Origin of the sequence: Gelidibacter sp. (assembly GCF_039916245.1) — a bacterium.
GTDB lineage: Bacteria > Bacteroidota > Bacteroidia > Flavobacteriales > Flavobacteriaceae > Gelidibacter.
On record NZ_JBDSLS010000190.1, the window covers coordinates 1 to 17842 of the forward strand.

Sequence of the window (17842 nt, forward strand, 5' to 3'; positions counted from 1 at the left end):
AATCCCGCTCCAAAACCTGAACGAGTATCTTTATTTCCTGTATTTGTGTATGTTTTCATTGTAATGCCCACGAAGGTGGGTATCTGTTTAATTAATATATCTTTTAAAAGTCCTTCAGTCCCGATAGCTATCGGGTGCTGACTGTGACTGCCGACTTTTTTAATAGTCTCCCAAAGTTACAGGATTCTGTTCCAATCCAATAGCTAACTGCGCATCATTAGGCGCTTTTCCATGCCATGCGTGCGTATGCATCATAAAATCAACACCATGGCCCATTACTGTTTTCAAAAGCACACAAACTGGTTTTCCTTGACCTGTTTTTGATTTAGCATCTGCCATACCTTTAAGAATAGCCTCGATATTATTGCCTTCTTCGATTTCCACAACGGTCCATCCAAAAGCTTCAAATTTATCTTTGATACTTCCCATTGGCAATACAGTATCCGTAGATCCGTCAATCTGCTGTCCGTTAAGGTCGATGGTCGAAATAAGATTGTCAATTTTTTTAGCAGAAGCATACATAATCGCTTCCCAGTTTTGGCCTTCTTGCAATTCGCCATCACCATGTAAACTATAGATTAAATGCGGATCATTATTTAGTTTTTTAGCTTGTGCTGCGCCAATGGCAACAGACATACCTTGACCTAATGATCCTGAAGCTACACGGATACCAGGTAAACCTTCATGTGTAGTTGGGTGACCTTGTAAACGGGAGTTTAGTAACCTGAAGGTATTCAGTTCTTCTACAGGAAAATAGCCTGCTCTTGCCAAGACGCTGTAAAATACTGGTGAAATATGACCGTTGGAAAGAAAGAATAGGTCTTCACCTATGCCATCCATTTCAAAAGTATCCTTTCTGTCCATGATCTCATTGTAAAGCGCAACCATAAATTCTGCGCAACCTAATGAGCCTCCTGGATGCCCAGAATTGACCTTGTGTACCATACGGAGAATATCTCTACGTACCTGAGTTGTTAAATCTTCTAATTGTTGTGTGTTTGACATTTTATAAAAGTTTGTTTTTTACGGTGCAAAAGTAAAGTTTTAAACCCCGAAATCAAAACGATGTTGGCGCACTTATTAACCAATACTGTTGTTTGCTAACAATTACATAGGCAATGGTTCGGGTAATTTTAAACGCACTTGAGCTTAACCTCAAAATCCGTCCTTGAGATGGTGTTAATTTGGCCAAAATAGAATTTTAAAAGTTTTCTTAAGAGCCCTTTATGTTATTTGCAGCAATGTTTATCTTTGCCCACTTATTACAATTTTTAAAATACCATCGCATCTGCGTTCAATCTGATTATTTTCAGTTTGAATTAAAAAAAGATGTAGGTTTGCTACATATGAAATTTGAATTAAAAGGAAAAGACCCTCAAACTAAGGCGAGGGCAGGAGTGCTTACCACGGATCACGGCGTTATTGAAACACCTATTTTTATGCCGGTAGGTACGGTAGCTTCCGTTAAAGGAGTACACCAACGAGAACTTAAAAATGATATCAATGCCGATGTGATCTTAGGGAATACCTATCATCTCTATTTACGTCCGCAGACAAAAATTTTGGAACAGGTTGGAGGTTTGCATAAATTCATGAATTGGGATCGTCCTATCCTGACGGATTCAGGTGGTTTTCAGGTCTATTCATTATCTGCTAATCGCAAGATTAAAGAGGAAGGCGTTAAGTTTAAATCGCATATTGACGGCAGTTATCACACTTTCACCCCAGAAAATGTCATGGAAATCCAGCGCGTCATTGGTGCTGATATTATAATGGCTTTTGACGAATGTACCCCATATCCTTGTGACTATAATTACGCCAAGCGCTCCATGCACATGACTCACCGTTGGTTGGATCGCTGTATTAAACATTTGGATAAAACACCGTTTCACTATAATTACGAACAAAGTTTTTTTCCCATTGTTCAAGGAAGTACCTATAAAGATCTGCGCTTACAATCGGCTGAGTATATCGCCAATGCTGGTGCGGTAGGAAATGCTATTGGCGGATTGTCAGTTGGCGAGCCTGCTGAGGAAATGTACGCCATGACTGAAGTGGTGTGTAGCGTATTGCCCGAAGATAAACCACGATACTTGATGGGTGTGGGAACGCCAATCAATATCCTGGAAAATATTGCTTTGGGTATTGATATGTTTGATTGTGTCATGCCAACGCGTAATGCCCGAAATGGGATGTTATTTACAGCACACGGCTCCATGAATATCAAAAACAAAAAGTGGGAAGCGGATTTTTCGCCTTTGGACGAGATGGCCATGACCTATGTGGATACCGAATATTCGAAAGCCTATTTACGTCATTTGTTCAGTGTCAATGAGCGTTTGGCCATGCAGATTGCAACCATTCACAACCTCGGATTTTATATGTGGTTGGTTAGAGAAGCCAGAAAACATATCTTAGCCGGAACTTTTGGAACTTGGAAAGATATGATGGTGAAACAGATGGATAAGCGGTTGTAGCGAGAAGCTGAAATTGAAAGTGAAATTGAAATTGAAATTGAAATTGAAATTGCTTGCCCGTCCGCAGCTTTTAGCGAAGGAGGGAAGTTGAAATCGAAATCGAAAATGAAATTGAAACTTCTAATTTGAATCTAACAACAAACCTCAAAACTTTTTCCCTTTCGTACATTTAGCGAAGGCGGGAAAGAGCGAAGTTATAAGCTGAAAGTCTCATATTTGAGCGAGAATAAGAAATAAAAATAATAAATAAACAATAGTTTTCCAACTTTGAAAATCCTCGATTGGTACATATTAAAACGTTATCTCCTCACATTTTTGATGATGTTGCTACTGTTTATTCCTATTGGAATCACGGTCAACCTCGCCGAGAAAATTGGAAAGATTTTAGAAAATAAAGTGCCTTTTTGGGAAGTGGCATTGTACTATCTCAATTTCACGATCTATTTTGCGAATTTGCTATTTCCTATTTTCCTGTTCTTGTCCGTTATCTTTTTTACATCCAAGCTGGCCAATAATACAGAAATCGTCGCTTTTTTAAGTTCTGGCGTCTCATTTTCACGTTTTCTTCGACCTTATATAATTGGGGCGACCATTATTTCCATATTTGCGATGATCTTGGGATTCTATTTGGCACCTATTGCAAGTCAGGGATTTAATGAGTTTTCTTACAAGTATTTAAAAAGTGCCGCGAGTAAACAGACCGGACAAAATATTTTCCGGCAGATTAATGATACCGACTTTATTTTTGTGAGCAGTTTCGATCCCGGCCAAAAAACAGGTTATAACTTCACTTTGGAGCATGTTGAAAACAACGAATTGAAATACAAGATTTTCGCGAACTCCATTGTCTATTCTGAAAAAGATAGTACTTATAAGCTCTTTAATTATTTCAAAAGGACCATTACAGATAACGGAGATATTATTGACAACCGACGACGGCTGGATACCTTGTTTTCTTTTGATTTGGAAGATTTGACGCCTGTGAATTATATCGCAGAAACAAAGCCATATTCTGAATTGGTGGATTTTATAAACAAGGAGAAGGCTCGAGGCTCTTCAAATATTGGACGCTATGAAATCGTAAAATACAAAAAGTGGAGTTTGCCGGTGGCCGTTTTTATTCTGACCATAATAGCGGTGTCCGTATCTTCCATTAAGCGACGCGGCGGAATGGGTGTCAACTTGGCATTTGGGATTACAACCGCTATGGTTTATGTGTTTTTTGACAAAGTTTTCGGGGTATTGGCCGAACAATCCGATTTCTCGCCACTTCTTGCCGCTTGGCTTCCCAATGTGGTGTTTGGTGTTTTGGCTATTTATCTTCTCTACAATGCAAAACGCTAAGTTAAAAAACTACCTGCATCTTCATTTATTGGTGTTTATTGCGGGTTTTACGGCTATTCTAGGAGAATTAATTACCATTGGATCCATTCCTTTAGTTTGGTATAGAATGACCATAGCAGGAATGCTCATGTTTGGTTACATCAAGTTCAGAAAGCTCAAGATTAAAATTGAAAAGCGGACCATGCTCAAATTTTTTGCAGCCGGCGTCATCATAGCTTTACATTGGATTACCTTTTTTGAAGCCATCAAACAATCCAATATTTCCATCACACTCGCCATGTTTTCAACAGGTGCATTTTTCGCGTCTTTTATTGAACCTATCTTTTATAAACGGCGCATCATCTGGTATGAAATTCTGTTTGGTCTGGTCGTCATTTTTGGGGTTTTTCTAATTACCCGAGGTGAATTAAAATACATAAATGGCATTATACTAGGTGTCATTTCGGCATTATTATCAAGTTTGTTTGCAGTCATCAATGGGACATTTATACAAAAACACTCCGCCACGGTCATTTCATTTTATGAGTTTGTAAGTGGGGTAGTATTCTTGACCATTTTTATACTGGTTTTTAAAGGTGGATTTGACGCCGAATTCTTTGCGCTGTCGCCTTCCGACTGGATTTATCTTTTTCTTTTGGCCTCTATCTGCACGGCCTATGCGTTTATCGGTGGTGTTAAAGTAATGAAGTATATCAGTGCTTATACCGTAGTTCTTTCTTACAATTTAGAACCCGTTTATGGAATAACTTTGGCGTTAATTCTATTTCCGGCAACTGAAACTATGGGGTCTCAGTTCTATTATGGAGCCATTTTGGTGTTGTCATCTGTGCTATTAGATGGCATCTTTAAGAATGTAAAATCTTATAAAGCGAGAAAACGAAATCTACACAAAATCGATTAAGTAATAGGAGTTTCTTTGATTATCCTTAACTTTGCACCAAGGTCAATATAATACCTGATTTTCCCGTTTTAGATTTTATCAGATCGGAAAAATTTACGTAGGTTTGTAGGCTAACAAATAATTAAATCTTAAATTTCTATGGAGTATTTAGAATTTGAGCTTCCCATAAAAGAACTAGAGGAACAGTTGTCAAAATGCCAAATTATTGGTAAGGAAAGTGACGTGGATGTAACTCAAACCTGTGAACAAATTGAGAAGAAACTCATCGCTACAAAGACAGAGATATATAAAAATCTAACCGCGTGGCAACGTGTACAGTTATCGCGTCATCCCAACAGACCCTATACGATGGATCATATTAGAGCCTTGTGCGGCGATACCTTTTTGGAATTGCACGGGGATCGAAATGTAAAGGATGACAAAGCTATGATTGGCGGTTTGGGAAAAATCGGCAATCAAACTTATATGTTCATCGGACAACAAAAGGGATACAATACCAAAACGAGACAGTTCCGTAATTTTGGGATGTCAAATCCTGAAGGTTACCGTAAAGCATTGCGCTTGATGAAATCGGCTGAAAAGTTTAAAATTCCTGTCGTGACCTTAATCGACACGCCTGGAGCTTATCCAGGACTGGAAGCTGAAGAGCGCGGACAAGGAGAAGCCATTGCCAGAAATATTTTGGAAATGACCCGTTTGAAAGTGCCAATCATTTGTGTGATTATCGGTGAGGGTGCCTCTGGTGGTGCTTTAGGAATTGGCGTTGGAGATCGCGTATTGATGATGGAAAACACTTGGTATTCTGTTATTTCTCCAGAATCTTGTTCGTCTATTTTATGGCGTAGCTGGGAATATAAAGAGCAAGCAGCCGAAGCTTTAAAACTTACGGCTCCCGATATGAAAAAAATGAAATTGGTCGACGATATTATCAAAGAACCATTGGGTGGTGCACATACCAATCGTGAAGAAGCCTTTTTGGCGGTTAAAAAAGCGATAGAAAAATCTTTTGATGAACTTAAAAACTTATCACCAAAAGAATTGGTAAAAGCCCGCATGGAAAAATATGCTAATATGGGGGTCTATAAATAACAATGCCCACATACATTAACTAAAATGAAAACTGGAGTTGTTGACTTCAGTTTTTTTTGGCCTTATTAACAATACTTTTGAGTTATTAACAGTTAGATTGTTGATGACCTGTTAAGATTGAAGCCCTTTAAATGTGCTACATTCTTTACAATTTATTTATTTTCGCATTCATGAAACAACCCAATCAAATACAAGGATATAAAGTGGACAAAAGCACTCTCATTAGCTTAGAGAAAGGTAAAATACCGCCTCAAGCTATTGATTTAGAAGAGGTTGTGCTTGGGGCGATGATGATTGACAAGAAAGGTGTGGATGAAGTCATCGATATTTTGAGTCCAGATGCTTTTTATAAAGATGCCAATAAACACATTTTTGAGGCTATTTTCAAATTGTTTGAAAACAGTGAGCCTATCGATTTATTAACCGTTTCCAGTCAATTAAAGAAAGACGGGAAATTGGAATTGGTTGGGGGCGATTTCTACCTGATTTCCTTGACCCAACGGGTGTCTTCTTCGGCACATATTGAGTTTCATGCACGTATTATCCTTCAAAAATTCATTCAACGTAGTTTGATCAAGATTTCCAACGAAATTATTGAAGATGCGTATGATGAAACGAAGGATGTTTTTGATTTGCTGGACCAAGCTGAAGCAAAACTTTACGAAGTAACCCAAGGTAATATCAAGAAATCGACGGAAACTGCGCAAAGTTTAGTGATTCAAGCTAAAAAGAAAATTGAAGAAATATCCAATAAGGAAGGGATGAGTGGGGTGCCTTCAGGCTTTGATAAGTTGGATAAATTGACCTCAGGATGGCAAGAAAGTGACTTGATCATTGTAGCGGCTCGTCCTGGTATGGGTAAAACGGCTTTGACCTTGTCTATGGCCCGAAATATAGCCGTAGGTCATAATATTCCCGTGGCATTCTTCTCCTTGGAGATGGCTTCGGTACAGTTGATTACACGTTTAATCTCTAGTGAAACAGGATTGTCATCAGAAAAACTGCGTACTGGTAAACTTGAAAAACACGAATGGGAACAATTGAACGTGAAAGTGAAAGCTTTGGAGAAAGCACCTTTGTTTATTGATGATACCCCGTCGCTTTCTATTTTTGACTTACGTGCAAAAGCACGACGTTTGGCATCACAATATGGCATCAGAATGATCATTATTGATTATTTGCAATTGATGACTGCTGGCGGAAGCCAGAAAGGTGGGAACAGGGAGCAGGAAATTTCAACCATTTCGCGTAACCTTAAAGCCTTGGCAAAGGAGTTGAGCATTCCGGTCATTGCACTTTCGCAATTATCACGTGCGGTGGAAACACGTGGAGGAAGTAAAAGACCGTTGTTATCTGACTTACGTGAATCTGGAGCTATTGAGCAAGATGCGGATATTGTATCGTTTATTTACAGACCAGAATACTATAAAATTGACGAATGGGATGATGAGGAACGCTCGCCTACTGAAGGTCAGGCCGAATTTATCATCGCTAAGCACAGAAACGGTGGCTTGGAAAACATTCGATTGAAGTTTATTGGAAATCTCGGTAAGTTTGATAACCTAGATGATTTTGATACGCCATTTGGTGAATTCCATTCTAAAATGAATGCGCCAGCCAATGAAAATCCATTTCAATCTGGTAGTTTCCCATCGCCATCTGATGCGTTTGATCCGCCACCAATGTATGATGAGGACGATAATGATGTACCGTTTTAATACTCCAATTTAATTACAGTTGGCACCTTTTTTTGAGGAGTCTAAAAGTTTATACAAATTATAATGAGCTCGATCTGGTATCGGGCTCATTTTGTTTCATGGAGTTTGCTTCGTTGATAGCGGTTTTTTTTTGAATCTATCTTGTCCCATTTATACCGAGGATTGTAGCCTATTTTTAGAGACTCTTTAAACATTAAGAGCAAGAAGTTTGATGGTATTACCTTTGGTAACTCGTATGGTAATAACGCATCTCTTAATCTCAAATTATGGATTTGAAAACGGCTTTTTTTGACTTACCTTCGCAAGGTTTAAAAAAAAGCGATCTCATGGATAAATTACGTACAACAAATTTATTGTTATTGGTTATCGTTGTGCCACTTGTATTTTATTTACTTAAAATCTTGTCGTTCATTTTTGTTCCATTGGCATTTTCCATGTTTATCGCCCTCTTGTTTTTACCCTTGATGCGTTGGTTGAGGAAGAAGGGCGTGCCAAAATACATTAGTATTTTTATCGTCATTCTTTTAATTTTATTGGGATTGGGTATTACTGCGGAATTGATCCATCTGTCCAGCAAGCAAATTATGTCTTCTGACAGTGTGTTTTTTACGGAAGCCGAAGAAAAGATTCGAAACTTAAAAGATAGTATGGAATCCTTTTTAGGTGTCGAGTTAGGTAAGAATGGCACTTTATTGGCACAAGTAACCGAAACTAAGAATATTGGATCAGTCGTCAGTATTATTGGGAATTTCTTCAGCATGGCCCTAACCACAGCTTTCTTTACCGTGCTTTGGTTGGCAGAATCCATAAACGTTCAGAAGTTAATGAACGCCACCATTTTAAAACGAAAACATACCGCCGTCAAAACTTTTTTTAAAATTGAAAATGATCTGATAAAATTCATCAAGGTTAAATTTTTAGTGAGTTTGGGTACAGGTCTTTTCACGGGGTTGGCCTGCGTCTATTTTGATGTGAGCTTTCCGATTTTCTGGGGACTTTTTGTGTTTTTAATCAACTTTGTGCAAATGATTGGGTCGTTTATTTCAGTCATTAGTTTGTCCATTTTTGCCTTTGTAGAGTTGGATCCAACTAGTACCTTGCTCTTCTTTATACTTGCCATAACCATGGCTCAGGTTATTTTTGGTGCCATTTTGGAGCCGATTTTTATGGGGAAATCCTTCTCGATCAATATTATTGCCGTTTTGGTGATGTTGATGTTTTGGGGTTATATTTGGGGAATTCCAGGAATGATCATGTCTATTCCAATCACGGTATTCCTTAAGATTATCTTGGAACAATTCCCTAACACTAAAGTAATCGCAAGTTTACTATCTGGCAAAGGCCTTCAAAACTGATAATCAACTGTTTTTTTCATGTTAAATTAATATTTTCAGCACAAATAGTTAGGAATCCTTACTATATTTAGAGATGTAATAGTGCATTATAATTTTAAACTAAAAGTTTATGGCGAAATCAGTTTTTTATCATGCTGGATGTTCGGTCTGCCTTAGTGCGGAACAGGACATCCTTAATTTGATCGGCGCTTCTAATGTTGAAGTCGTCAATTTGGGAGAGGATAAATCAAAAATTCCTCAAGCAGAAAAAGCAGGAGTGAAGTCCGTGCCGGCATTATTAACACCAAACGGTCATGTGCTACACATCAATTTTGGAGCTTCAATGGCAGATGTCAAAGGATAAGTTTCAAGAATTATGTTAGGATTTCATCCAAAATATGAAATCCTAACATTTTAAAAAATAGCGGATGATATTACTAATTGTGGCGACTGTGGATAGTATCGTGGTGAAAACCTTATGATTATTAAGTAAACTATTGTCAACAGAATTATTGTAGAAATACTAGTTTTGGTTTTTGCAATTAAAATTTAGAATCGGGATTTTTTGGGTAAACTTAGGGCTGAACTAATTACTATCGCCTTCTCTGGATGTGGTCAATGTTACTTAAATCATGACCAAAATTCTAGACGTCAATATCTATAATTCTAACATTATTTTGACTTTTATGATTAGGCGACCTAACTTTGATTTGCACAAATAACATCTTATTAAATGGAAAAAAGCATTTTCAACACTGGACATCAACAAATGATTGTGGCGAGTAAAATTGTAATTGGGCTTGAGCGCGTATCTGAATTGTTCAAAGTATTACTTTGGGAGCATGCGAAAGCCACAGGATTGAGTCCCACCCAAATTCAACTTCTCATATTTATTGCTAATCACAAACCTGATTTTTGCAACGTTAGCCATTTGGCCAACGAGTTTAATGTTACAAAGCCCACCATTAGTGATGCAGTTAAAGCACTGGACAAAAAAGAGCTTATTATAAAAGATTTTTCGGGTGTTGACAATAGGAGTTATACGATTCATCTTTCTGATAAAGGTAAAACTATGGTTTCAAAAATACAGAGTTTTGCAGATCCTATAAAAAAGCGATTAGTTAATCTTGATGGATTGGATAATTTGTATGCGACCTTGACCGAATTAATTTATGGACTCCATAAATCCGGCTTACTGACTGTTCAAAGAATATGTTTTGCATGTAAATTCCATGAAGTCAATGATGATAATCATCACTGTAATTTATTAAATAAGCCTTTGCAGAACAACGATATTCAACTTGATTGTCCCGAATTTGAGAGTAAATCCTCCTAAATTATTAAAATACAGTTCTTATTATTCCGTTAAAACAATTTACCACAGTAACAATTTTAAGTATCTTTCCATCTCCTGACTTTCTTTTTCAGGCTCTAAAAACCTTTAATTTTGAAAAGAGCAATAGCTATATTTTTTTTCTTATTCACTTCTGTAAATAGTTTTGCTAGTTATATCCTCATTCCTATGGATGCAGAAGGGCAAAAAAATCATTTGAAAGCCTATGGTATAACCTATTGGACGCTTGAAAAACAATTAAAAGTCAATTGGTTGCTTAATTATAGAGGTGGTTCTTTTTTGTTGCCTGATGCGCCTGAAATTCAACGCGAGTGTCAAATTAGAGGGGTTTCCTTTGAGGTTATTTCTGACGCAAAAACGGAAGAGATTTTAGAGCTTATCGCCAGTCCGTCGCAAAACATGGAATCTGTAGTGCTAGAAAAGGCACCAAAAATTGCGGTGTACTCTCCAAAGGGAAAACGTCCTTGGGATGATGCCGTGACCATGGTATTGACGTATGCTGAAATTCCATATGAAAGCATTTATGATGAAGAAGTGTTAAATGATGCGTTGGTACTTTATGATTGGTTGCATCTGCATCATGAGGATTTTACCGGTCAATATGGTAAGTTTTATAAAACCTACAAATCGGCGGCCTGGTATATTGAAGAAAAAAAGCAAGCGGAAGCTTTGGCAGCAAAATTAGGATATGCAAAAGTATCTGAAGAAAAATTGGCGGTGGCTTTAAAAATAAGAGATTATGTCGTTGGCGGCGGATTTATGTTTGCCATGTGCAGCGCAACGGATAGTTTTGACATTGCCTTGGCGGCGGAAGGTGTTGATATTTGTGAGCCGATGTTTGATGGTGACGCCAGTGATCCCAATTATCAGAGCAGAATAGATTATTCAAAAACCTTTGCATTTAAGGACTTCATTTTGGAAAGAAATCCAAATGTATATGAATTTTCTTCTATTGACATGACTGGTAAGCGTCAAATTTCAATGCTCACGGATTATTTTACATTAATGGATTTCTCTGCCAAATGGGATCCGATTCCGTCCATGCTTTGCCAAAACCACACCGCTTTAGTGAAAGGGTTTATGGGACAGACGACTTCTTTTACGAGAGATGAAATCAAATCCAACGTGCTCATTATGGGAGAGAATAAAACCAATGGCGAAGCAAAATATATCCATGGCATTAAAGGCAAAGGCTTTTTTACCTTTTATGGCGGACATGACCCCGAAGATTATACACATAAAGTTGGCGATCCACCAACGGAATTGGAACTACATCCGACATCGCCAGGCTATCGTTTAATTTTGAATAACGTCTTATTTCCTGCAGCCAAAAAGAAAAAACAGAAGACTTAGTGTGAAGGAGAGCTTTTTTTAGCTTTCATTTTGGTTTTTTTTAGATAATAGCTCCTTCAAACAACAATAATTTTATTTTTCCTTTCTTCATTTTCCGACGCGGTCAATAGGTCTAAAACGCAGTGCGCTCAACGTGTTGTCTATGGAAATGGCTGTTCCCGTTGTCATATTAAACCGTTCTCCTGTCACACGAATGGTGTCAAGGTTAATATCTGTTTTTACTTTTGAAGTTTCTTTTGGATACGCAAACCACAACACACTATCTGGCTTAATATACTTTAGTTGTGTGTTCAAAAAGTCAAGATACTGGTCATTTGCATTTTGTTTTTTTATTCTCATACGTTATTTGGGCAGAGAGCAGGAACAGGTGTATGCAATAGAGTCAAATCATATACTTCCTGTTTCTGAATATCTTCTGTTCGGAGTTCTTTTGGGAATTATGGTGGCGGTTGTCTATACGATTGTTGAATATGTTTTTGATAGATTTAGGTCCAAATCTTTAAATTTAGGACTCATTCTTCTGACCAAGTCCGTAATTTATTTCGTATTTCTGATCTTTTGTTTGAGCATTATGGCTTCTCTAGCTGAAGATTATTTCAATATTGACTTCCCAAATCAACGCGGGTGGTCGCTTTCCAATAAAATATTTTGGATGGTAACCGCGTATTTTACCATTTGCTCCTTATTATTTTCATTTATAAGACTGGCCAATGACAAATTTGGGAAGGGCATTATCTTTAAAATGCTTATCGGTCGTTATAAGAATCCGCGAGAAGTGGATAAAATCTTTATGTTTCTGGATCTGAAATCTTCCACAATGCTTGTGGAACAGTTAGGAAATTTAAAATAAAGTGAGCTCATTCAACACTGTTTCTTCTATCTCAACAAGATTATTGATAGATACGATGCTGAAATATACCAATATGTTGGCTTTGAAGCTGTGCTAAGTTGGAGTCCAAAATGAGGAGTCCGGCACTTGAATTGAATCATTTGTTTTTTGATTTCGAACGAAAACTAAAGAGGCACTCCAAATACTATCAAAAAAAGCATGGCATGCAACCCGATTTAAGTCAGGTTTACATTGTGGTAAAAGCATCATTGCTGAAGTTGGTGCCGTAAAAAAGGAATTGGCCTATCACGGCGATGTGTTCAATTCCAAATCGTGCATTCAAGAAAAAATGAAATGAATACAAAGGAGTCCCTGCTCATCTCAGACGATCTATTAAAACAACTTAACTTGACCTTCAATTATTAGGTAATTTCTTTTGGCGATGACTTATTGAAAGGTAAAACAGAAGATCTTAAGATTTTCGCCATTCATAAAAGATAGATTGTTTGTGGCGATTTTGAAATCCAATAAGATAGAATTCATAGATGTTGTATTGTCACCACACTATTAGAGTAGGAGCATAGCGCATTCCTTAGACCAATCTAAATGCCATTTAAAATGGTTGAGTTTATAAAAAAAAATCCGATTCAATTAAGAACCGGATTTTTATAAGCGAAAAATGTGTTTGTTATTTTGGCGAAACGCCTATTTTTTAATTTTTTTGGCAATGGCTTCAAAAGCATCAGGATGGTTCATCGCTAAATCTGCAAGAACTTTACGGTTCAATTCGATGTTGTTAGCTTTGATTCCTCCCATGAATTTTGAATAAGACATTCCATGAATTCTGGCTGCTGCGTTAATACGCGTAATCCATAATGAACGGAAATTTCTCTTTTTTACTCTACGGTCTCTGTACGAATATAACATCGCTTTGTCAACCGCGTTTTTAGCTACTGTCCAAACGTTTTTACGTCTTCCAAAGAAGCCTTTTGCTTGTTTAAGAACCTTTTTTCTTCTGGCTCTTTTTGCTACTGAATTTACTGATCTTGGCATTTCTTAATTGTTTTTTGTAGTAGGCGGTCATTTTGTTTTCGACACTTGAGTTCAAAAATCTAAAATCAACAATCGTTAATCGGAAATCTTTGAGGCCTAACTCCAGGGTTTATAAATTATTTTAACCAGTTAAAACTGATGTTACTTTAAACGCAACATAATTTTAACATTATTCATGTCGGCCTCGTGAACTAATGTCCATTGAGTCAAGGCTTTCTTACGCTTTTTAGATTTTTTCGTTAAGATATGACTCTTAAAAGCGTGTTTTCTTTTAATCTTCCCAGTGCCCGTTACTTTAAAACGTTTCTTAGCACTAGATACTGTTTTCATTTTCGGCATTTTCTCCTAAATTTAAATTTACTTTTCGCTTATTATCTTTGTACACCTTAGTCTTAGCAGAGGTGTTATTTTTTTTATTCTTAATAGTTCGGCAGCAAAGCTTACTTCATAGCAAAGCCTGTCAAATGTAACAGAGCTTTTCAAATGGTAGCTGAGCTTGTCGAAGCTATTTCTTTTTAGGTGCAATGAACATGGTCATTCGCTTTCCTTCTAATCTTGGCATTTGTTCAACCTTACCATATTCTTCAAGATCTTGGGCTAATTTTAATAGTAAAATTTGTCCTTGCTCTTTAAAAACAATAGAACGTCCTTTAAAAAATACAAACGCTTTTAATTTTGCACCTTCCTTAAGAAACTTTTCTGCGTGTTTCTTTTTGAATTCGTAATCATGCTCATCTGTTTGAGGACCAAAACGGATTTCTTTAACAACAACTTTAGTCGCTTTAGACTTTAATACCTTATCGCGCTTCTTTTGTTCATAGAGAAACTTCTTGTAATCCATTACCTTACATACGGGCGGATCGGCTTTTGGTGATATCTCAACCAAATCTACTTCCTGCTCTTCAGCAAATGCTAAAGCTTGTTTGGTGGTGTATATACCAGGTTCAACATTATCTCCGACAAGTCTTACGTTCTCGGCTCTAATGCTTCTGTTAATCTTATGAAGCTCCTCCTTTTCAGTTCTTTTGAAGCTACCTCTGTTTCTACGAATTGCTATGGCTTATATATTTTAGTTAAACTTAATTTTATTGTTTGAAGGTTTTTAAAGTCTTATTTACTTCTGTGTCAATGATTTTTTTGAAGTCTTCTACGCTTATCATGCCTAAATCTTCACCTCCGTGTTGACGCACAGTAATCTTGTTTTCTTTCTCCTCTTGCTCGCCAATGATAATCATATAAGGGATTTTGGCCATTTCCGCCTCACGGATTTTCTTACCAATAGTCTCGTTTCGATTATCTGCGAGGGCGCGAATTTCGTCATTTTCTAGCAAATTTAAAACTTTTTCGGCGTATTTTTCATATTTCTCACTAATTGATAATACGATTGCCTGAGTTGGCATCAACCAAAGTGGGAAATTACCACCGGTATGTTCTAGCAAAATAGCTATAAAACGTTCCATACTTCCAAACGGCGCACGGTGAATCATAACCGGTCTGTGCAACTCATTATCGCTACCTTTATAGGTCAGGTCAAAACGTTCCGGTAAATTATAATCAACCTGAATCGTTCCCAATTGCCAACTTCTTCCTAAAGCATCCTTGACCATGAAATCCAATTTAGGACCATAGAAAGCAGCTTCGCCAGTTTCTACCACATAATCCAAACCTTTATCTATGGCCGCATTAAGGATCGCGGCTTCAGCTTTTTCCCAGTTTTCATCACTACCAATGTATTTCTCAGGAGTGTTCGGATCTCTTAAAGAGACCTGTGCCGTAAAGTTTTCAAATCCTAATGACCCAAATACATAAAGCACCAAGTCGATAACATTTTTAAACTCTTCGTCCAATTGATCTGGCATACAAAAAATATGGGCGTCATCTTGCGTAAAACCTCGTACACGAGTTAGGCCGTGAAGTTCCCCACTTTGCTCGTAACGATATACCGTTCCAAATTCCGCATAACGTTTAGGAAGTTCTTTATAGGAGAATGGTTTTGCATTATAAATTTCACAATGGTGTGGACAGTTCATCGGTTTCAACAAAAACTCTTCACCTTCAACAGGCGTATGGATCGGCTGAAAACTATCTGCGCCGTATTTCGCATAATGGCCAGAAGTCACATAAAGTTCTTTCTGTCCAATATGAGGGGTAACCACCATTTCATAACCGGCTTTCTTTTGGGCTTTCTTTAAAAAATCCTCAAGACGTTCACGTAAAGCAGCACCTTTTGGCAACCATAAAGGTAAACCTTGCCCTACTTTTGATGAAAACGTGAACAGTTCTAATTCCCTGCCCAGTTTTCTATGATCGCGTTTTTTTGCTTCTTCAAGTAAATGAAGGTATTCTGTGAGGTCCTTTTGCTTCGGAAATGAAATTCCGTAAACCCGAGTTAATTGTTTGTTCTTCTCATCACCTCTCCAATACGCACCAGCAACCGACATTATTTTAACGGCCTTAATAATGGACGTATTTGGAATATGTCCGCCTCTGCATAAATCCGTAAAGGTGTCATGGTCACAAAATGTGATCGTACCATCTTCAAGATTCTCAATCAACTCAACTTTATACTCGTTGTTTTGAGACTTATATAAGGATAAGGCATCTGCTTTAGATGCCGAACGCATACTAAACTCATGTTTGCCTCTGGTGATTTCGAGCATTTTATCTTCAATCGTCTTGAAATCCTTATCAGAAAGCGATTGATCGCCCAAATCGATATCATAATAAAACCCATTCTCAATGGCAGGGCCAATAGAAAGTTTCACTCCTGGATATAACTCCTCAAGCGCTTGCGCCAAAACGTGTGCTGATGAATGCCAGAATGCTTTTTTGCCTTCTTTGTCATTCCAGGTATATAATATGAGCGCACCATCCGATGTTAATGGGGTGTGAGTTTCTACCGTCGTTCCATTAAAACTCGCGGAAATGACATTTCGGGCGAAGCCTTCACTTATACTCTTAGCAACATCCATTGGTGTTACATTATTCTCAAATGGTCTGACAGTTCCGTCGGGTAGCGTGATATCAATCATATTATCTCTTAATATTTAGGAGCACAAAGATAAGAGGTTAAATGCTTTCATACAATATATATATAGTTATAAATATTACAGTCAATAAACTTCGAGCAGCGTAGTGGGGGTTTCAATTGGCAATTATTCAAAACGGATTTCTATAATATGAGTGATAAAGGAATTGTATGTATAATATACGCTTATATAAGGTATAGCTTTTATATGATATTAAGGAGTGTTTATTTCATTTGGGCGTTTGGTTCCCCGAAAAGGGTAACCACCGCGCTCTCGCCCCTCACTTTTGGGTTCGCTTTTCGGCGCCCCAAAGAGTTCAAGCAAGGGCTCCATCGCTAACGCGGCTTAGTCAGCATTTATAAAATGAGAGCGATTGTATTCAAAGAGGAAGATTCTCTTTGTACTAAAGTTTATCCTGTCTCAAGTATGAACAGGTATTGGTGTGCATCAGTTCTGAAAGAAATCATAGATTATCATAAACAATCAGCGTCATCAGTGTTCCATTCAGCGTCACCCGCCTGAACGTACGGGCAGGTCCGCGTTCCATTCCTTCAGTTCATGTAGTTTTCCACTTATATATAATAAGGAGTATTTGTTTGGTTTGGGCGTTTGGTTTCCCGAAAGGGGCAACCACCGCGCTCTCGCCCCTCACTTTTGGGACCGCTCTCCAGCGTACCCAAAGAGTTCAAGCAACGGGCTCCATCGCTAACGTAGCTTAGTCAGCATTTATAAAATTGAAGCAATTGTATTCAAAGAGGAAGATTCTCTTTATACTAAAGTTTATCCTGTCTCAAGTATGAACAGGTATTGGTGTACATCAGTTCTGAAAGAAATCATGGATGAACATAAGCAATCAGCGTCGCCCGCCTGAATGGACGGGCAGGTCAGTGTTCCATTCCTTCAGTTCAGATAGGTGTTCACTTATATATAATAAGGAGTGTTTTTTTGGTTTGGGCGTTTGGTTCCCCGAAAAGGGTAACCACCGCGCTCTCGCCCCTCACTTTTGGGTCCGCTCCCTGGCGTTCCCAAAGAGTTCAAGCAACGGGCTCCATCGCTAACGCGGCTTAGTCAGCATTTATAAAATGAGAGCGATTGTATTTAAAGAGGAAAATCCTCCATTTACTAAAGTCCAATCATGATACAAGAAAGAGTAGCCATTGCTCTCCATCAGTTCTGAAAGAAATCATATTCAATCATACCCAATCAGCGCCATCCGCGTTCCAGTCGTTCAGTTCATACAGGTATCAACTCCTATATATAATAGGGATAGGGCTCCAATTTCCATATAATATAAGGAACAGTCAATTTCATTATGGCGTTCGGTTCTCCAAAATGCCCACCCACCGAATCCTTTTTCACCG

At 37.9% G+C, this 17842-nt stretch carries 16 protein-coding genes; 10 read left to right on the forward strand and 6 right to left on the reverse strand.

Annotation, left to right across the window (positions count from 1 at the left end; translation table 11 throughout):
• Window positions 1–159: 159 nt before the first annotated feature.
• Window positions 160–1005, reverse strand: coding sequence for a transketolase (locus tag ABIQ28_RS10240; protein ID WP_348036923.1), 846 nt, complete (start codon window positions 1003–1005; stop codon window positions 160–162).
• A gap of 341 nt (window positions 1006–1346) precedes the next feature.
• On the opposite strand from ABIQ28_RS10240, the gene tgt reads away from it, so the two are divergent.
• The 9 genes from tgt to ABIQ28_RS10285 all read left to right on the forward strand — a co-directional run bounded on the left by tgt (window position 1347) and on the right by ABIQ28_RS10285 (window position 11570).
• Complete coding sequence (tgt, locus tag ABIQ28_RS10245) at window positions 1347–2477, forward strand: tRNA guanosine(34) transglycosylase Tgt (protein ID WP_348036949.1); 1131 nt, start codon at window positions 1347–1349, stop codon at window positions 2475–2477.
• Window positions 2478–2744: 267 nt separating this feature from the next.
• The gene (locus ABIQ28_RS10250) at window positions 2745–3821 is read left to right on the forward strand and encodes an LptF/LptG family permease (RefSeq protein ID WP_348036925.1); all 1077 of its coding nucleotides are present in this window, start codon (window positions 2745–2747) and stop codon (window positions 3819–3821) included.
• Window positions 3808–4722, forward strand: coding sequence for a DMT family transporter (locus tag ABIQ28_RS10255; RefSeq protein WP_348036927.1), 915 nt, complete (start codon window positions 3808–3810; stop codon window positions 4720–4722). Before ABIQ28_RS10250 ends, ABIQ28_RS10255 begins: the two co-directional genes overlap by 14 nt.
• Before the next feature lie 138 nt (window positions 4723–4860).
• The gene (locus ABIQ28_RS10260) at window positions 4861–5811 is read left to right on the forward strand and encodes an acetyl-CoA carboxylase carboxyltransferase subunit alpha (protein ID WP_348036929.1); all 951 of its coding nucleotides are present in this window, start codon (window positions 4861–4863) and stop codon (window positions 5809–5811) included.
• 170 nt (window positions 5812–5981) lie between these two features.
• The gene (gene dnaB, locus ABIQ28_RS10265; protein ID WP_348036931.1) at window positions 5982–7529 is read left to right on the forward strand and encodes a replicative DNA helicase; all 1548 of its coding nucleotides are present in this window, start codon (window positions 5982–5984) and stop codon (window positions 7527–7529) included.
• 326 nt (window positions 7530–7855) lie between these two features.
• The gene (locus ABIQ28_RS10270) at window positions 7856–8884 is read left to right on the forward strand and encodes an AI-2E family transporter (RefSeq protein ID WP_348036933.1); all 1029 of its coding nucleotides are present in this window, start codon (window positions 7856–7858) and stop codon (window positions 8882–8884) included.
• A 109-nt stretch (window positions 8885–8993) separates the two neighbouring features.
• Window positions 8994–9227, forward strand: coding sequence for a thioredoxin family protein (locus tag ABIQ28_RS10275; protein WP_348036935.1), 234 nt, complete (start codon window positions 8994–8996; stop codon window positions 9225–9227).
• A gap of 369 nt (window positions 9228–9596) precedes the next feature.
• Entirely contained in the window at window positions 9597–10199 is a 603-nt protein-coding gene (locus ABIQ28_RS10280; protein WP_348036937.1) for a MarR family winged helix-turn-helix transcriptional regulator, read from the forward strand.
• A gap of 186 nt (window positions 10200–10385) precedes the next feature.
• Window positions 10386–11570: an asparagine synthetase B gene (locus ABIQ28_RS10285; RefSeq protein WP_348036951.1), complete on the forward strand. Its 1185-nt coding sequence runs from the start codon at window positions 10386–10388 to the stop codon at window positions 11568–11570.
• Between the two features lie 87 nt (window positions 11571–11657).
• Here ABIQ28_RS10285 and ABIQ28_RS10290 read toward each other — a convergent pair whose 3' ends face one another.
• Window positions 11658–11909, reverse strand: coding sequence for a hypothetical protein (locus tag ABIQ28_RS10290; protein WP_348036939.1), 252 nt, complete (start codon window positions 11907–11909; stop codon window positions 11658–11660).
• A gap of 28 nt (window positions 11910–11937) precedes the next feature.
• Here ABIQ28_RS10290 and ABIQ28_RS10295 point away from each other — a divergent pair, with 28 nt between their 5' ends.
• The gene (locus tag ABIQ28_RS10295; RefSeq protein ID WP_348036941.1) at window positions 11938–12420 is read left to right on the forward strand and encodes a hypothetical protein; all 483 of its coding nucleotides are present in this window, start codon (window positions 11938–11940) and stop codon (window positions 12418–12420) included.
• A 684-nt stretch (window positions 12421–13104) separates the two neighbouring features.
• Here ABIQ28_RS10295 and rplT read toward each other — a convergent pair.
• The 4 genes from rplT to thrS form a co-directional block, all read right to left on the reverse strand.
• Window positions 13105–13452: a 50S ribosomal protein L20 gene (gene rplT, locus ABIQ28_RS10300; protein WP_348036943.1), complete on the reverse strand. Its 348-nt coding sequence runs from the start codon at window positions 13450–13452 to the stop codon at window positions 13105–13107.
• Window positions 13453–13593: 141 nt separating this feature from the next.
• Entirely contained in the window at window positions 13594–13791 is a 198-nt protein-coding gene (rpmI, locus tag ABIQ28_RS10305) for a 50S ribosomal protein L35 (protein ID WP_348036945.1), read from the reverse strand.
• Window positions 13792–13957: 166 nt separating this feature from the next.
• Window positions 13958–14509 carry a translation initiation factor IF-3 gene (infC, locus tag ABIQ28_RS10310; protein WP_348036953.1) on the reverse strand — a complete coding sequence of 184 codons (552 nt, stop codon included), beginning with the start codon at window positions 14507–14509 and terminating at the stop codon, window positions 13958–13960.
• A gap of 28 nt (window positions 14510–14537) precedes the next feature.
• The gene (gene thrS / locus ABIQ28_RS10315) at window positions 14538–16484 is read right to left on the reverse strand and encodes a threonine--tRNA ligase (RefSeq protein ID WP_348036947.1); all 1947 of its coding nucleotides are present in this window, start codon (window positions 16482–16484) and stop codon (window positions 14538–14540) included.
• Window positions 16485–17842: the final 1358 nt, after the last annotated feature.